The sequence below is a fragment of the Jatrophihabitans sp. genome (genome assembly GCF_046262535.1).
In the GTDB taxonomy this organism is placed as follows: Bacteria; Actinomycetota; Actinomycetes; order Mycobacteriales; family Jatrophihabitantaceae; genus Jatrophihabitans.
Genome location: NZ_JBHEMO010000043.1, coordinates 22,451 through 37,171 on the forward strand (window position 1 = coordinate 22,451; position 14,721 = coordinate 37,171).

13 protein-coding genes are annotated in these 14,721 nt (G+C 71.0%); 7 read left to right on the top strand and 6 right to left on the bottom strand.

The features are described from left to right. The first annotated feature begins 113 nt into the window (after positions 1 to 113). From ABR571_RS07075 to ABR571_RS07085, 3 genes are read left to right on the top strand one after another with little or no spacing between them, the layout of a single operon-like run. Positions 114 to 3,218, top strand: coding sequence for a BTAD domain-containing putative transcriptional regulator (locus tag ABR571_RS07075; protein ID WP_409452497.1), 3,105 nt, complete (start codon positions 114 to 116; stop codon positions 3,216 to 3,218). A 43-nt stretch (positions 3,219 to 3,261) separates the two neighbouring features. Further along, positions 3,262 to 3,630 carry a hypothetical protein gene (locus ABR571_RS07080; protein WP_409452483.1) on the top strand — a complete coding sequence of 123 codons (369 nt, stop codon included), beginning with the start codon at positions 3,262 to 3,264 and terminating at the stop codon, positions 3,628 to 3,630. A gap of 4 nt (positions 3,631 to 3,634) precedes the next feature. Further along, positions 3,635 to 4,210 carry an MSMEG_1061 family FMN-dependent PPOX-type flavoprotein gene (locus tag ABR571_RS07085; protein ID WP_409452484.1) on the top strand — a complete coding sequence of 192 codons (576 nt, stop codon included), beginning with the start codon at positions 3,635 to 3,637 and terminating at the stop codon, positions 4,208 to 4,210. Here ABR571_RS07085 and ABR571_RS07090 read toward each other — a convergent pair. The 3 genes from ABR571_RS07090 to ABR571_RS07100 form a co-directional block, all read right to left on the bottom strand. Next, entirely contained in the window at positions 4,161 to 5,018 is an 858-nt protein-coding gene (locus tag ABR571_RS07090) for a type II secretion system F family protein (RefSeq protein WP_409452485.1), read from the bottom strand. The two genes, ABR571_RS07085 and ABR571_RS07090, sit on opposite strands and share 50 nt — an antisense overlap. A 1-nt stretch (position 5,019) precedes the next feature. Next, a complete protein-coding gene (locus ABR571_RS07095) occupies positions 5,020 to 6,279 on the bottom strand; it encodes a CpaF family protein (protein WP_409452486.1) in 1,260 nt (419 codons plus the stop codon). 150 nt (positions 6,280 to 6,429) lie between these two features. After that, positions 6,430 to 7,038 (bottom strand): class I SAM-dependent methyltransferase, encoded by a 609-nt coding sequence (locus ABR571_RS07100; protein ID WP_409452487.1) that lies wholly within the window; start codon positions 7,036 to 7,038, stop codon positions 6,430 to 6,432. A gap of 141 nt (positions 7,039 to 7,179) precedes the next feature. Between ABR571_RS07100 and ABR571_RS07105 the strand changes: the two genes are divergently transcribed. The 3 genes from ABR571_RS07105 to ABR571_RS07115 all read left to right on the top strand — a co-directional run bounded on the left by ABR571_RS07105 (position 7,180) and on the right by ABR571_RS07115 (position 10,695). Beyond that, complete coding sequence (locus ABR571_RS07105; RefSeq protein WP_409452488.1) at positions 7,180 to 8,850, top strand: LuxR C-terminal-related transcriptional regulator; 1,671 nt, start codon at positions 7,180 to 7,182, stop codon at positions 8,848 to 8,850. A 99-nt stretch (positions 8,851 to 8,949) separates the two neighbouring features. Then, positions 8,950 to 10,251, top strand: a complete 1,302-nt coding sequence (locus ABR571_RS07110) for an FAD-dependent oxidoreductase (RefSeq protein WP_409452489.1) — start codon at positions 8,950 to 8,952, stop codon at positions 10,249 to 10,251. A 270-nt stretch (positions 10,252 to 10,521) separates the two neighbouring features. Then, positions 10,522 to 10,695 carry a hypothetical protein gene (locus ABR571_RS07115; RefSeq protein ID WP_409452490.1) on the top strand — a complete coding sequence of 58 codons (174 nt, stop codon included), beginning with the start codon at positions 10,522 to 10,524 and terminating at the stop codon, positions 10,693 to 10,695. Between the two features lie 25 nt (positions 10,696 to 10,720). Here ABR571_RS07115 and ABR571_RS07120 read toward each other — a convergent pair whose 3' ends face one another. After that, entirely contained in the window at positions 10,721 to 11,047 is a 327-nt protein-coding gene (locus ABR571_RS07120) for an ANTAR domain-containing protein (protein ID WP_409452491.1), read from the bottom strand. Positions 11,048 to 11,155: 108 nt separating this feature from the next. After that, positions 11,156 to 13,678 (bottom strand): DEAD/DEAH box helicase, encoded by a 2,523-nt coding sequence (locus ABR571_RS07125; RefSeq protein WP_409452492.1) that lies wholly within the window; start codon positions 13,676 to 13,678, stop codon positions 11,156 to 11,158. A 33-nt stretch (positions 13,679 to 13,711) separates the two neighbouring features. Between ABR571_RS07125 and ABR571_RS07130 the strand changes: the two genes are divergently transcribed. Then, entirely contained in the window at positions 13,712 to 14,548 is an 837-nt protein-coding gene (locus tag ABR571_RS07130) for an SMP-30/gluconolactonase/LRE family protein (RefSeq protein WP_409452493.1), read from the top strand. A 6-nt stretch (positions 14,549 to 14,554) separates the two neighbouring features. On the opposite strand, the gene ABR571_RS07135 is transcribed toward ABR571_RS07130, so the two are convergent. Next, positions 14,555 to 14,701, bottom strand: a complete 147-nt coding sequence (locus ABR571_RS07135) for a hypothetical protein (RefSeq protein ID WP_409452494.1) — start codon at positions 14,699 to 14,701, stop codon at positions 14,555 to 14,557. Between the last annotated feature and the right edge of the window lie 20 nt (positions 14,702 to 14,721).

The following is a 14,721-nucleotide window of genomic DNA, read 5'->3' on the forward strand; positions in this document are numbered from 1 at the left end:
GGTCCGAGCGGGGGCGTCACGACGTCCCGGGTCGAGCGCGATCGCCAGGAGGACGCGCGTCATGCGTCGTCGGGCGCGATGATGGGGCCGTGGCGGTGGGCCCGATGTTGGAGATGCGCCTGTTCGGGCGCTTTGCCGTCGTCCGCGACGGCCGCGAGGTGCCCGCCGCGGAGTTCGGGGGCCGAAAGGTACGCACGCTGCTACGCATCCTGGCCACCCGTCGCGGCACGTTCGTCTCCCACGATTCGCTGACCGAGCTGTTGTGGGGCGATCGGCCGCCGGCCGATCCGGCGGCGAACGTCCAGGTGCTCGTGAACCGGGCCCGCCGCGCGCTGGACGACTCGGCGCTCGTGCTCACCGGTCCGGGTGGCTACGCAATGGCGAGCGGTGACCGTTGGGCGGTGGACACGGAGCGATTCCTCGACGCGGTCGGTGCGGCCCGCGCCGTGGAAGGGAGCGCGGCGCTCGATCGATACGCCAGAGCGCTCGATCTGTGGCGTGGCGAGCCGTTGGCGGAGGACGCCTACAACGACTGGGCGGACGACTACCGCCGTCAATTGCACGCCGCGCGCCAGGCCGCGCTGGAAGAAGCCGCGCAGCTTGCGCTGGCGCACGGCGAACTCGGCCTGGCCACCGAATTCGCCGGCGCAGCCGCGGCGGCAGAACCGCTGCGGGAGCCGGCGGTACTGCCTCTGATTCGTGCGCTCGCAGCGGTTGGTGACGCAGCCGGCGCCCTCACCCGATACGACCAGTTCCGTCGCACCCTGTCCGACGAGCTCGGGATCGATCCCTCCGACGAGGCGAAGCAGCTGCACGCGCAGTTGCTTCGCGGCGGCGGATCGTCGGTTGCGGCCGGCAGTGTGCAGCGCGCCCAGACGGATTTGTCGCGCCTGCGCTTCGTCGGCCGTGATGTAGAACTGCGTGCGCTCGAGGCCGCGCTGGCCCAGACGAACCTCGCCTTCCTCATCGGCGCCTCGGGCGCGGGCAAGTCGCGGCTGCTGGAGGTGCTGGCAAGCCGTCGGCCACTCGTGCAGGTTCGGGCGTATCCGGCCGAGCAGGACGAACCCTGGAGCCTTGCCCGCGCACTGATCCGGGAGATCGTGGCCGGCGACACCGAGGCCACCGCCGACCTGCCGGCGTCCATCCGTGGAGCCATCGGCTGGCTGGTCCCCGACATCGACACGGTTCAGCGCGGCCGCCACCCTGACCCCGAAAGCCGCAAGGCGCTGCTTGTCGAAGGTGCGCTTCGACTCGTGGCTGGGGCCGCGCCCGCTCTGGTGATCGATGACCTGCAGTGGGCCGATGCAGCGAGCCTCGCTCTCCTCGACGCCGTGTTGGCACGACGTCAGGACATCGGGGTCGTGTTGGCGTTCCGCCCCCTCGAGGCACAGGTGCGCGAGGAACTGGTGGCGTTCCTCGACCGTCTCGCTCCACGCGCGGTCGAGATCGGGCTCCGGCCGCTGTCGCCCGCCGACCTTGCCGAGTTGGCGGGTGACGACGAACTCGTCCATGCCCTGAGCGAAGCGACGGACGGTACGCCTCTCGCGGTGGTCGAGGTTCTGCGTTCGCTCGCCCGGCGAGGCGCGGTCACGAATGCCGCAGATGGGCGGTGGCGGCCCTCGGCGCCTGACGCCGCGGCGGTAGCGAAGACGCTGGCGGCGGAGGGGCAGCGCCGGGCGATCGCGACCCGCGTCGCGACCCAGCCGGGTCCCGTCCAGGAGATCCTGATTCTGTTGTCGCTGCTGGCCCGAGAGGCGCCGGCGGGGCTCCTCGCGACGGTGGTGGCGCGGGACCAGAGCGCAGTGCTCGCTGACCTGGACCTGCTGGACCGTGCCGGCCTGGCGCGTCTCGGCGAGCGTGGGTGGGCGCCCGCGCACGACATGATCGGCGAGGTCGTCGCCGCGCGCCTCACCGATGCTGCGCGAATGCGCCTGCACGCCCGCTTGGCCGATGCGCTCGAGCGGGCCAATGCGGATTACGGCGAGCGCGCGCGCCACTGGCTGGGGGCCCGCGACGCCCAGCGAGCCGCGCGGGCCTATGAGGCCGCGGCGCGGGATGCCCTCGATGCCTTCGCCGACGCCGAAGCAATCGCGATGGCCGACGCAGGTCTGGCGGCGGCCGGCTCCCGGGAGCTCGAGGCCGCCCTTCACGAAGCGCGCGCCGAGGCGCGCGCTCGTCGCGGCGACATCGGCGGGGCCCGCGCCGATCTGCGGGCCGCGTTGCAGGTTCACCGGAACGGGGCAGTGCGGGCACGTCTGCTGTCCCGGTTGGCGACGCTGGCGTCCGGCGCCGACGATCTCGTGCGCGCCGCCGAGCTGGCCGAGCTGGCTCTGCTCGAGGCCGGGCCGGACGAGGCCGCCCGGGCGCGGGCGCTCGAGATCGCGGCGGTGCTGGACATGAACCTCGACCGCGCCACGCGGGCCGAGCAGCGTTCCGACGAGGCGTTGCAGCTGTATCAGCGCCTGGGCGACTCCCAAGGAACCGCGCGGGTGCTCGATGCGCGCGCGATGGCGACCTTCCTCGACGGCCGAATCGGCAGAGGAACGGAGCTGCTGCGACGGGTAGCAGACCTGTTCGAGGACTCGGGCGATCTAGTGCACGTCATGACGCCGCGCTCTACAGCAGGCCACGGCTTGGTCTTCGCCGACGACGCGGGGACCGGCTTGCTCTTGACCAACCAAGCGCTGGAACTCGCGCGCACGCTCGGCCATCCGGAGGGTCAGACGTATGCCCTGTGGCACAGCGCCGAGGCGCTGGCCGCACTCGGCCGGGTCGACGAGGGGTTGGCCGCTGGCACGGAGGCGCTCGCGATCGCCCGCGACCTGGAACACCGCGGCTGGACGGCGACGGCGTGGCGTGCAGTCGGCGTTGCGCACCACACCGCCGGCGATCTTGACGCCGCTCTGGAGGCCTTCGAGCAGTCGCGTGCGGTGTCCGAGCATCTGAACCTGTTTGCCAGTTGGGCCGCTTCCCGGTGCGCGCTGGTGCTCGTCGCGCTCGGCCGGCTCGAAGAAGCTCGACCCCACGTGGCCCGCGGCCTGGCGGAGGGGCCGCCGCTCGCCCACTACGAGGCGCGGCTGGCGGAAGTGGAGCTGGCGGCGGCGAGCGCGGACACCGCGACAACGTCCCTGGCGCGAGAGGCGCTGCGCCTCGCCGACGCCGCCGGCATGCGTGCCGGCCGGCAACGGCTCGTGAACCTGGTCGGGGAAGGGCAGTAGATACCGCAAGGTTCCTGCAAGCCGGGCGACCGATACTCGCCAGATGACCGCGGTCGACGACTTCCTGAAGGCGATCGAGAAGGCCGCCATCGACTCGTGTGACGCCTGGTCCGCCGACTGTGTCATGGACGCCACGGTGCCGAACTGGCGCTTCCGCAGCGTGGGCGCCGACGCGATAAGAAGCGTCTACGGGGAATGGTTCGCCTATCCCAGCGTCCTGGTCGACCTTCGCCGGTGGATCGTCCCGGACGGCGAGATCATCGAGTACGTGCACAGGTTCAGGGGTGAGGAAGGGCCTCTCGAGGCCCACCACCTGCACGTACTGCAGTTGAAGGGCGCTCGGATCGTTGCCGACACCGTGTTCTGCGGCGGTCAGTGGTCGGCCGCCCAGCTCGCCGAGATGAGACGGTGACGTCGTGAGCGCGGATCTCGCTTACGTGCCCCAGCAGGTCGTGACGTCCGTTGAGGAAGTCGACGCCATCCTGGGCGAACAGTTCGAGAGCCAGGTCAACAAGGTGATCGATCACATCGACGATCACTGCCGGGTGTGGATCGAGCGCAGCCCGTTCGTGGTCGTCGCGTCCGCGTCCGCGTCCGGCGCCATGGATGTCTCACCAAAGGGCGATCCGCCAGGTTTCGTTCGTGTACTAGATCCGAAGACGCTGGCCATCCCTGATCGTCCTGGCAACCACCGGATTGACACCTTCCGGAACGTGCTGGACAACCCGCAGATCGGCCTGATGTTCGTCGTACCGAATCCCCGCGAGGTCGTGCGCGTCTCCGGCACCGCGGTGGTGGTCGAGTACGCAGCGCTGCTCGAGTCGATGCCGGTCGGAGGCAGGGTGCCTTCCTTGGCGATCGTGGTTCACGTACAGGAAGCGATGTTCCACTGCGGCAAGTCGATGATGCGGCGAGTGACCGCCGGCGGGCGCGCACGACCGGTCACCGCAGGACGCGACGCTCTTCCGGGAGCCGGCCGATGCGCAGCATGAGCCGGTAGGCAACGACGCAGACGCCGCCACCGATCGCCAGCAGCAGGCTGCCCCCAGGTGAGTCATAGGCCTGCAACGTCTCCGACTGCGTCCCCAGCAGGAGCAGCACCGCCCACGGAGCGGCGACGGCGAGGCGGGCGGCGTTGATCACCCAATCCTGCCGCGTCTCGAGTTCAGCCCGGGTCCGGGCGTCGGCGCGCAGCAACTCCGACAACGTGCGCAGGACCGTCCCGAGATCGCTGCCGCCGACCTCTCGGGCGACGCGCATCGTCTCGCAGACCCGGTCGCCCACCGGATCGGCAAGATCGTCCTTCAACGCGTCGAGACACTTGCCGAATCGGCCGGACGCGCGGTAGGCCGAAGCGAAGCGCGCGAACGGCGGCCGGAGCTCGGCCGGTCCCCGCACGGCCAGGGCCGAGAGCCCCTCGGGCAGCGACATCCCGGCCCGGACGGCGGACGCGAGGTTGTCGACCGCCTCCGGCCACAACTCGCGCAGCGCACCCTGGCGCCGTCGCCGCAGCCGCCGGACGACGATGACCGGCAGCCAGAAAGCGAACACGGCGAAGGCCGCGGCGACCGTTGCCGTCCTGGTCAGCGCGACCACGAGGACGAACGCGATCGCCGCGCAGAGCACCTGCGCTCCAGCGAGCTGCGCCGGACCGACGCCGTCGATGCCGGCCTGGCGGAGCAGATCGCGGCGGCGGTCCGTCCACGTCGGCCCGGTGTCGCGGCGCTGCGGCGCCCGCGGACCGCTACGCCAGATGAGCAGCAGCCCGAGACCGGCGATGAGGCCGAGCAGCGCGCCCACGTCAGCGCTCCCCCGCCGCCTGCAGCCGGTCGGTTCGGTGACCGAGCGTGTGGATCAGGTCGATCCCGGCCGCCTCGTAGCGCTCCGGATGCGGCGGGTAGCCCTCGGCCCGTTCGAGGCGCCCGCGGCGGGAGGTGAACAGGTCGGTCGTCTCGATGACGTCACCCTCGACCCGGCCGGCCACGCCGACGATCTCGCGGACCCGGCGCGCGCCGGACGCATCCAGACCCAGATGGACGACCAGGTCGACACTGGCCGCCACCGTCGGCACCACGAAGGAGGCCGACACGTTCTCGCCGGCCAGCAGCGGCAGAGTGCACATCTTGACCAGCGCCTCGCGCGCGGAGTTCGCGTGCAGCGTGCACATCCCTGGCAGTCCGCTGTTGAGCGCGATCAACAGGTCGAGGCACTCCTCCTGCCGAACCTCCCCCACGATCAGCCGGGACGGGCGCATCCGCAGCGCCTCTTTGACCAGGCGCCGCAGCGGGATCTCGCCGGTGCCCTCGAGGTTGGCCTGCCGGGTCTGCATAGCGACGACGTCGGGCGCCCGCAGCGAGAGCTCGAAGACCTCCTCGACGGTGACCACCCGCTCGCGCGCCGGAATCGCGCCGCACAGCGCGTTGAGCAGCGTCGTCTTCCCGGCCTGTGTCCCGCCCCCAACCAACACGTTGAGGCCGGCGACGACCGAGGCCTCGAGGAAGCGGGCGGCCTGCTCCGTCAGCGTCCCGACGGAGACGAGCTCGTCGAGGGACCGCAGCCCGATCGCGAACTTGCGGATGTTCACCGCCATGTGCCGACGGGTGATGTTCGGGATGACCACATGCAACCGCGATCCGTCGGGCAGCATCGCGTCGACGAACGGGGTCGACAGATCGATGCGCCGCCCGGTCGGGCGCAGCATGCGCTCCACCAGGTCGGCCACCTGCTCGGCCGTCAGGATGATCGTCGTCAGCTCCGAGCGGCCGTGCCGGGCGAGGAACACCCGGCCGGGCTCGTTGATCCAGATCTCCTCGACCGAGGGATCGTCGAGCAGCGGCTGCAACGGCCCGAACCCCGCGACCGCGTCGAGGACCGTACGGGTCGTCGCGGCGGCGTCACCGAGCGGCGGCAGCGTGGCAGTGATCGACCGGTCGCGGTACTCCGCGACGACCTCGTCGACCAGCCGGGCCACGACGGCCGGCTCCGCGATCGGGTCAATGCCCCGGCGCCGCACCAGCTCGCGCACCTCGGCCTCGAGGATCGCCTGGGCCGAGGACGTCACGCCCCCGAGCGTAAGCGGCAAATCGGACGAAAGCTACCGTCCGCTACGCCTGTGGACGCCCCGGATTCGCGCCGACCAGAGCAACCACCCCCCGCCCCGAATCTGGTCATCTGCTCTGGTCGGTGGCTCCGAGCCCCGCCCAGCCCCGGATCAGCCGCGCCGAGCGAGATAGAACATCGGGGCGGCCTTGCGCAGCGGCTTCGGCATACCGTCGGTCGGGGCCGGTTCGGCGTCGACGACGCGCCAGCCGGCGAAAGCGGATTCAATGGCGGAATCGTCGGCGCCCCTGGGCAGCGGCCCGCGGCCCCCACCCGGGCGGAAGGCCAGCATGATCATCCAAGCGTCGTCCGCGGACACGGCCGAGGCCGACCGGCCCATGCGCGCCCGCTGTTCGTCGGACAGACCGTGGAAGCACCCGATGTCGAGCAGCAGTCGGTGGCCGGTTCCGACCTGCGCCGGATCGAGGTTCGTCACGTCACCGCGGACGACGGCCGCGTCCACCCCGCTCTCTGCGATCCGCGTTTGCGCGGAGCGGACCGCCTTGCCGATCGCGTCCACGCCGGTGACCTGCCAACCGCGGCGGGCGAGCGCCACGGTGTGCAGACCCGAGCCACAGCCGAGGTCGAGCGCGCGGTCGGGGCCGCCGAGTTCGTGCTCGACGCGGACGATCAACTTGTCGAGCGCGTCGCCGCCCGCCTCACCCGCCCGTTCCCACGGCGTGATCCCGAGTGCGTAGGCGATGGCGTATCCGGTGCTCATGACGGTCTCCGATCTCGTGGTGTCGGAGAGAACGTACGAGCGCGCGGCAATACCCCGCGTCGGCAGAACTATGCAGTTCTGTGTGCAGATGGCAGCGCCGGCTGACTGGCGCGCGTGGCGTGCGGTCTGGACGATGGCTGCGTGTCGTTCGACGAGGCCCGCGAGTCGGCCCGGCGGGCCTACGCCCAGCGGGCCTGGGCGGTCGCCCGCGACTCCTTCGCCGAGGCCGACAGCTGGGGCGAAGCCGACCCCGGCTCCGCGCCCACCCTCGAGGCGAGCGATCTCGAGGCGTGGGGGTTGGCCGCGTTTCTCACCGGCGCGGACGCCGAATCCGACGCGATCCGCGAACGTGCGCACTTCGCCTACCTCCGCGACGGGAACGTCGACGGCGCGGCGCGCACGGCGTTCTCGCTCGGCCTGGCCCTGACGCTGCGCGGTGAGGCCGCCCGCGGCGGCGGCTGGTTCGGGCGGATGACGAGCGTCGTGGCCGACGCGGGCATCACCGACTCGGTGTGGGACGGCTACGACGTGCTCAACCTCGGGATGCGGACCATGTTCGGCGGCGCGCACGCCGAGGCGATGGCGCTGCTCGAGCAGGCCATCACCATCGCCGACTGGTTCGGCGATCTCGAACTGCGCCTGCTCGCCGGCAATGGGCACGGGCAGGCCCGCGTGAGCGCGGGCGATCTCCCCGGCGGCCTGGCCGAGTTGGACGAAGTGATGGTCCTGGCCACATCGGCCGACGTGTCACCGTCGGTCGTCGGGCTCGTCGGCTGTGCGGTGATCGCCGCCTGCCAGGAGTGCCTGGATCTGCGCCGCAGCTTGGAATGGACCCAGGCGCTCACCCGGTGGTGCGCCGGACAACCGGGCCTCGTGCCGTATCGAGGACAGTGCACCGTCCATCGCGCGGAACTGCTGCAGCTGCGCGGCGACTGGGACGGCGCCGGCGCGGAGATCCACGACCTGCTCGCGCGCTTCGGCGAGGACACCGATCAGGCCCGAGGTATGGCGCACTACCAGTGCGGCGAGCTGTACCGGGCGCAGGGCGACCACGACCTCGCCGAACAGCAATACCGCGAGGCGCTGCGGCACGGACGCGATCCGCAACCCGGCCTGGCGCTGCTCCGCCTCGCCCAAGGCCGGGCCGACACCGCACTCGCCGCGCTGCGCCGCGCACTCGACGAGACGCACCGGGCGGCCACCCGCATCCAGTTGCTCGGCGCCGGAGTTGTGGCCGGCGTGGCCGCGGCCGACCTCGCGTTCGCCCGCACCTGCGAGGACGAGCTCGGCCAGATCGCCGTGGGTGTCCACTCGCCGTTCCTGACCGCGCACGCCGCGCTGTCGCGTGGGTGGCTGGCGCTGGCCGAGGGGCGTCCGCAACAGGCGATCGACGCGCTGCGGGACTCGCTGGCCGGCTGGGTCGCGATCGACGCACCGTACGAGGGAGCGCGCTGCCGCATCCTCATCGCGCAGGCGTGCCGCTTGCTCGGCGACGGTGAGACCGCCGACCTCGAACTGTCCGTCGCCGGCGCCATTTTAGCGACGCTGTGCCGACCCGAAGAAGTGACCCGGCTGCTGTCCGCGACGGTATCGGGGGCACCGGGCGGCGCCACCGTCCCCGACGACCTGACGCCCCGAGAGCTCGAGGTCCTTCGGCTCGCCGCGACGGGCGCGACCAACAAGCAGATCGCCGAGACGCTGTTCCTGTCGGAGAAGACCGTCGCGCGGCACCTCGCCAACATCTTTACCAAGATCGGGGTGTCGTCGCGGGCGGCGGCCACCGCGTACGCATACGAGCGCCGTCTCACCTGAGCACCCGGCGAAGTTACACAGCGATCTGCACAGTTCTGCCGACGCCGGTCGGGCGGTGTCGTTCCTACCGTCTGCCCCACTCACAACGAGGAGGCAGACATGCAGATCGCAATCGCCGGCGCCGGGCCCGTCGGGCTCTTCACGGCTTTGACGCTGGCCCGGCGCGGTCACACCGTGTGCGTCGTCGACCGCGACCCCGGTCCGGCCGCGGACGGATCGTGGTCGCGCGCCGGGGTGATGCAGTTCCTCCACCCGCACGGCTTCCGCCCTCAGGTGAGATGGGCGTTGCAATCTGCACTCCCTGAGGTCTACGACGATCTGCTGGCCGCCGGCGCCGAAGTCCGGCAGCGACCGGGCGCGCCTGAAGAGTCCGCCGGGATTTACTGCCGACGGTCGGTTGTCGAGCGGACGCTGCGCCGAGCCGCCCGGCGGCAACGCGGGCTGCGGTGGATCACCGGACACGTCGACCGCGTCCTCGTCAGCGGGGGGAAGGCGCGCGGGCTGCAGGTCGACGGTGCCGAGCTGGAGGCCGAGCTCGTGATCGTGGCGACCGGGCGGTCCACCCGTCTCGCCGACGAATTGCGCGGACCGGTCGAGGGCGGCTCGTGCGGGTTCTCCTACCTTTCCCGGATGTACCGCGCCCGGGCAGGCGGACCGGGCTGCGACCTGCGCGCGCCTTCACTGGCCGTCGGGCCGGACTACTACTCCCTCGTCATGCCGCAGGACAGCGGCACCCATTCGCTGTTGCTGTGCTTCCCGACGTCAGCGAGGGACACCGCGTTGCTGCGCACCGAAACCGGATTCGACCGCGCCGCCGCGGCCGTCCCGAACCTGGCCCCGTGGGCCGACCCCGACCGGTTCGAACCCATCACCGGTCCGCTGGTCGGCGGAAACCTGACGAACACCTATCGGTTGCAGGGACCCGCACTCGGCCTGCCGCCGGCCCGCGGCCTGCTCTTCGTGGGGGACGCGGTGGCGACGTTGAATCCGGTGGCCGGGCGCTACCTGAGCCTGGCGCTGCCGCACGTGCAGCACCTGCTCGCCGTGCTCGATGACCCCACGAAGGATCTCTTCGACGCGTCGCTCGCGCTCGATCTCTGGGCCGAGGAGAACATCCGGCCCTGGTACCTCGACCACGTCCGCTCGGACCGCACGATGCTGCACCGCTTCGCCGGCGGACGACTGGACCTGACCGAACCGATACCGTCCGACGTCATCTGCGCGGCTGCGGCGCTCGACCCGTCCATCGCGCCTCTCGCCGGGCAGTACTTCGGCATGACCGCGGGACCCGACGTCCTCGATCCGGCACAGGGCCGCGTCCGGGCGCTCCTCCGGCAAGGCTGGCAGCCGCCCACGGTGGGTCCCGCCCTCGTCGACCTCGCGGCGTTGCCCGTTGCCTGACCTCACGAGCGCCGGTGCACCCAGCACCGGCCCGTGGTGCCCCGCGCGACGGTGGTGCACCCGCGGGCAGCGCAGACGGGCACGCAGGCCGATGAACAGAACCACTCGGGTGGCCGCGCGCGGTCGGGCACCTTGATCGGCTGGCCACACCCCCGACAACGCACGACCTTCATTCCATGATTAGAACACATGAACGATACGGCGTCTCGGCTGACCATCACGCGGGAACTTCGCCGCCGGGCCGGAGGTTATGAGGGGTAGGAGGCCGCCATGTCGTCAGTAGCCAAGGTCCTGCTCGTCCTGCTCGCCCTCTGGGTGTTCATCGGCATTCTGGGCCTGATCATCAAGGGTCTGTTCTGGCTGTTCGTGCTGGGCTGCATCGCGTTCGGCGTCACGGCGCTCGCCGGGGGTGCGCGGCGGCGCGGCATTCTCGGCCGCCGCTGACAGCCCGCCCCCCAGTCGCGCGCGCTCAGCCGACGGCGTCGAGGTCGGAGTCGGATCGGTCCTCGGCGGTGTGCGCCGTGCCATGCGGGAGGTCGCCCTCGTAGACGACCTCTTCGGCGACGTCACGCAGCTTCCGGTTGGACAGCTGACTCGCCCGCGCGAGCAGGTTGAAGGCGTGATCCTCGGACAGTCCGTGCCGGCTCATGAGGATCCCGATCGAGACCCCGATGCGGCGATTCGTCTGCAGCGCTGTCTCGAGATGTTCGATGCGGCGGCGGGCCTCGTTCAGGGCGGCCGACCGGTCACTGAATCCGGAGCCATCCTCGCGCGGAGGGTCAACACGCGCGGTCATTCCCGCCTCACCTCCTCACTCTGGTTGCTCGGCATTCGTTGTACCCGCCGGGCAGGCGTTTGTGCAGCTGTTGAACAACTTTTGCGCAAAATTAATGGGTGGTGCCGATCACGGCCCGAACGGGGCGACGTCGAGCACGGTGATCACCGGCTCGCCGGTCGCGTCACTCGCGTCGAGGTCCACCTCGGCGCTGATGCCCCAGTCGTGGTCGGACTGGGGATCGTCGAACACCTGGCGGACGCGCCACGTCCGGGCGCCGGGCGCGCCGGTGTCCAGGTGCACCAGTGCGGCGCTGCGGGCGTCCCCGCCGGTGTCCAGGCGGTCGTACTCGGCGAAGTACCGGTCCAGCGCCGCGCGCCACTCGTCGGTGCCCCAGCCGGCGTCGCCGTCGAGTTCACCCAGGTCGGCGACCCGGCGCAGGGCGGCGAGTTCGACCCGCCGGAAGAGCGCATTGCGGATCAGGATCGTGAAGGCCCGCGTGTTCGCCGAGAGCGTGTCGGGCGTCGTCGGACGCGCCTCGCCCGGCCCGGCCGGAACCATCCCGGAGGTCAGCTGCTCCCACTCGTCGAGCAGGCTGGAATCGACCTGGCGCACGAGCGTCCCCAGCCATTCGACGATGTCGGCCACCGCCTCCGTGCGCGCGGCGTCCGGCACTCCCGAACGCAGGGCGCGGTAGGCGTCGGTCAGGTAGCGCAGCACCAGGCCCTCGCTGCGCGTCAGCCCGTAGAAGGAGACGTATTCGGTGAAGGTCATCGCGCGTTCCCACATGTCCCGCACCACGGACTTCGATGACAGCTGGTCCTCGGCCAGCCACGGATGGGTCTGGCGGTAGATCGCGAACGCGCCGGACAGCAGTTCGTCCAACGGCTTGGGATAGGTCACCTCGGTGAGCAACTCCATCCGCTCCTCGTACTCGATCCCCTCCGCCTTCATCGCCGCGACCGCCTCGCCGCGGACCATGTTCTGCTGGGCGGCCAGCACCTGACGCGGATCCTCCAGCGTCGACTCGAGGACGGACACCACGTCCAGTGCGTAGGTGTCCGACTCCGGATCGAGCAGGTCGAGGGCGGCGAGCGCGAACGTCGACAGCGGCTGGTTGAGCGCGAAGTTGACCGGCAACTCCGCGACCAGCCGCACGGTGCGGCCCAACTCGTCCGGTGGGTCGACGCGTTCGACGACACCGGCCGCCAGCAAGGAGCGATACGACTGGATCGCCGCGCGGACGTGCCGCCTCCGGGCGGCCGGGTCCGGCGTCGCCGCGAAGATCAGCTCACGCATGGACGTGAATGCGTTTCCCGGCCGGGCGATCACGTTCAGCACCATCGCCGGCGTGACCTGGAAGTGCGAGGTCAACTGCTCGGGCGCCGCAGTCTGCAGCCGTTCGTGGGTGTTGCGTCCCCACGAGACGAAGCCCTCCGGCGCCTTTTTGCGAACGACGCGGCGGCGCTTCTTCACGTCGTCGCCGGCCTTGGCCAGCAGTCGCTCGTTCTCGACCTCGTGCTCCGGCGCCTGGACGACGACCGTCCCGGCGGTGTCGAAGCCGGCGCGGCCGGCCCGTCCGGCGATCTGCAGGAACTCGCGCACCTGCAACTGCCGGGTGCGCTGACCGTCGTACTTCGACAGGGCGGCGAAGACGACCGTGCGGATCGGGACGTTGATCCCGACGCCGAGCGTGTCCGTGCCGCAGATGACCTTGAGCAAGCCGGCCTGGGCAAGCTGCTCGACGAGGCGACGGTACTTGGGCAGCATGCCGGCGTGGTGCACGCCGATGCCGTGCCGGACGAGCCGCGACAGCACGCGCCCGAAGCCGGCGGTGAACCGGAAGTCGCCGATCGCCTCGGCGATGAGGTCGCGCTCCGCGCGGGTCGCGACGTTGATGCTGGTCAGTGACTGCGCGTGTTCCAGCGCGGCGGCCTGCGTGAAGTGGACGACGTAGATGGGCGCCTGGCCGCCGGCGAGCAGGTCGCTGATCGTCTCGTGCAGTGGAGTGGTGGCGTAGTAGTGGTGCAGCGGGACCGGGCGTTCGACGTCGGTGCCGATGACGTGCGTGGGTCGGCCGGTGCGTTGGGCGAGCTCGGCCGCGAGTTCGGTGACGGTGCCCAGGGTGGCCGACATGAGCAGGAACTGCGCCCCGGTGAGCTCGATCAGCGGCACCTGCCACGCCCAGCCGCGGTCGGGATCGGCGTAGTAGTGGAACTCGTCCATGATCACGACCCCGAGGTCGCCCGCAGCCCCACTGCGCAGCGCGACGTTGGCCAGGATCTCCGCCGTGCAGCAGAGGATCGGCGCGTCGGCGTTCACCGCCGCGTCGCCGGTCATCATGCCGACGCTGGCCGAGCCGAACACGGCGCACAGTGCGAAGAACTTCTCGCTGACCAGGGCCTTGATCGGCGCGGTGTACACCGAGCGGACGCCGCCGGCCAGCGCGAAGTAGTGCGCGCCGACCGCCACCAGTGACTTGCCGGAGCCGGTCGGCGTGGTCAGGACGACGTTGCTGCCGGTGACCAGCTCGAGCAGCGCCTCGTCCTGCGCCGGGTAGAGCTCGATCCCCTGCTCGGCGACCCACTCGGTGAATCCGAGGTACAGCGCGTCCGGGTCGGCCGCGGTACCGAGCGGTGGAAAAAGAGTCATGTCGCGGCCCAGCGTGCCATTAGCCTCGGCCGCGTGCCCGAACCCCGCGTGTTGTGCGACGGCCTCACCTTCGGCGAGTCCGCTCGCTGGCACGACGGGCGGCTCTGGTTTGCCGACTGGGGAACGGGCGAGATCGTCGCCGTTGACCTCGACGGACGGCGCGAGGTGATGCACCGGGTGGCCGGCTTCCCGTTCTCCATCGACTGGCTGCCCGACGGACGTCTGCTCGTCGTCTCCAGCCGGCTCGACCGCGATGAGGGCGGTGGATCGCTCGTGCCGCACGCGGACGTCGCCGCGCTCGCACCGGGGTGGAATGAGATCGTCGTCGACGGTCGCGGCAACACCTACATCAACCAAGCCGGCTTCGACCTGATGAGCGGCGCACCACCCACGAGCGGCACCGTTGCCCTCGTGAGCCCGGAAGGCACCGTGCGCGAGGTCGCCGACGACGTGTGGTTCCCCAACGGCATGGCGGTGACGGCCGACGGCACGACGCTTATCGTCGCCGAGTCGTACCGCAACCGGCTGACCGCGTTCGCCATCGCAGACGACGGCAGGCTGAGGGACAGACGGGTGTGGGCCGAACTCGGCACCGACGTGCCCGACGGGATCTGCGTCGATGCCGAGGGCGCGGTCTGGTACGCCGACGTTCCCAACCGGCACTGCGTCCGCGTGCGCGAGGGCGGCCAGGTGCTACAGACGATCGAACTCGACCGCGGCTGCTTCTCGTGTGCACTCGGCGGCCCGGACGGCCGCACGCTGTTCATTGTGGCGACAGAGTGGCGCGGCCCGCAGGCGATGTTCGAGGGGAAGCCCACCGGGCGGGTGGTGACCGTGGACGTCGCCGTGCCCCACGCCGGGCATCCGTAGCGGGTTTCAGCCCTCGGCCGGGTCCTGCGTGTGCTCGCGCGGGACCGCATCGCCGTCGTCCTTGTCGGGGTCGGGCCCCTCGGCCGGGTCCTGCGAATGCTGGCGGATGTCGTCGTCGGACGGTTCGGTTCCCTCGGGCGTGGTTTCGCTCATGCCGACGTCCTACCCAACTC

Excerpts from the sequence above, each read along its gene's own strand:
- ABR571_RS07075 (WP_409452497.1), top strand. The coding sequence starts at position 114 with ATGCGCCTGTTCGGGCGCTTTGCCGTCGTCCGCGACGGCCGCGAGGTG.
- ABR571_RS07080 (WP_409452483.1), top strand. The coding sequence starts at position 3,262 with ATGACCGCGGTCGACGACTTCCTGAAGGCGATCGAGAAGGCCGCCATC.
- ABR571_RS07100 (WP_409452487.1), bottom strand. The coding sequence starts at position 7,038 with ATGAGCACCGGATACGCCATCGCCTACGCACTCGGGATCACGCCGTGG.
- ABR571_RS07110 (WP_409452489.1), top strand. The coding sequence starts at position 8,950 with ATGCAGATCGCAATCGCCGGCGCCGGGCCCGTCGGGCTCTTCACGGCT.
- ABR571_RS07115 (WP_409452490.1), top strand. The coding sequence starts at position 10,522 with ATGTCGTCAGTAGCCAAGGTCCTGCTCGTCCTGCTCGCCCTCTGGGTG.
- ABR571_RS07120 (WP_409452491.1), bottom strand. The coding sequence starts at position 11,047 with ATGACCGCGCGTGTTGACCCTCCGCGCGAGGATGGCTCCGGATTCAGT.
- ABR571_RS07125 (WP_409452492.1), bottom strand. The coding sequence starts at position 13,678 with ATGACTCTTTTTCCACCGCTCGGTACCGCGGCCGACCCGGACGCGCTG.
- ABR571_RS07135 (WP_409452494.1), bottom strand. The coding sequence starts at position 14,701 with ATGAGCGAAACCACGCCCGAGGGAACCGAACCGTCCGACGACGACATC.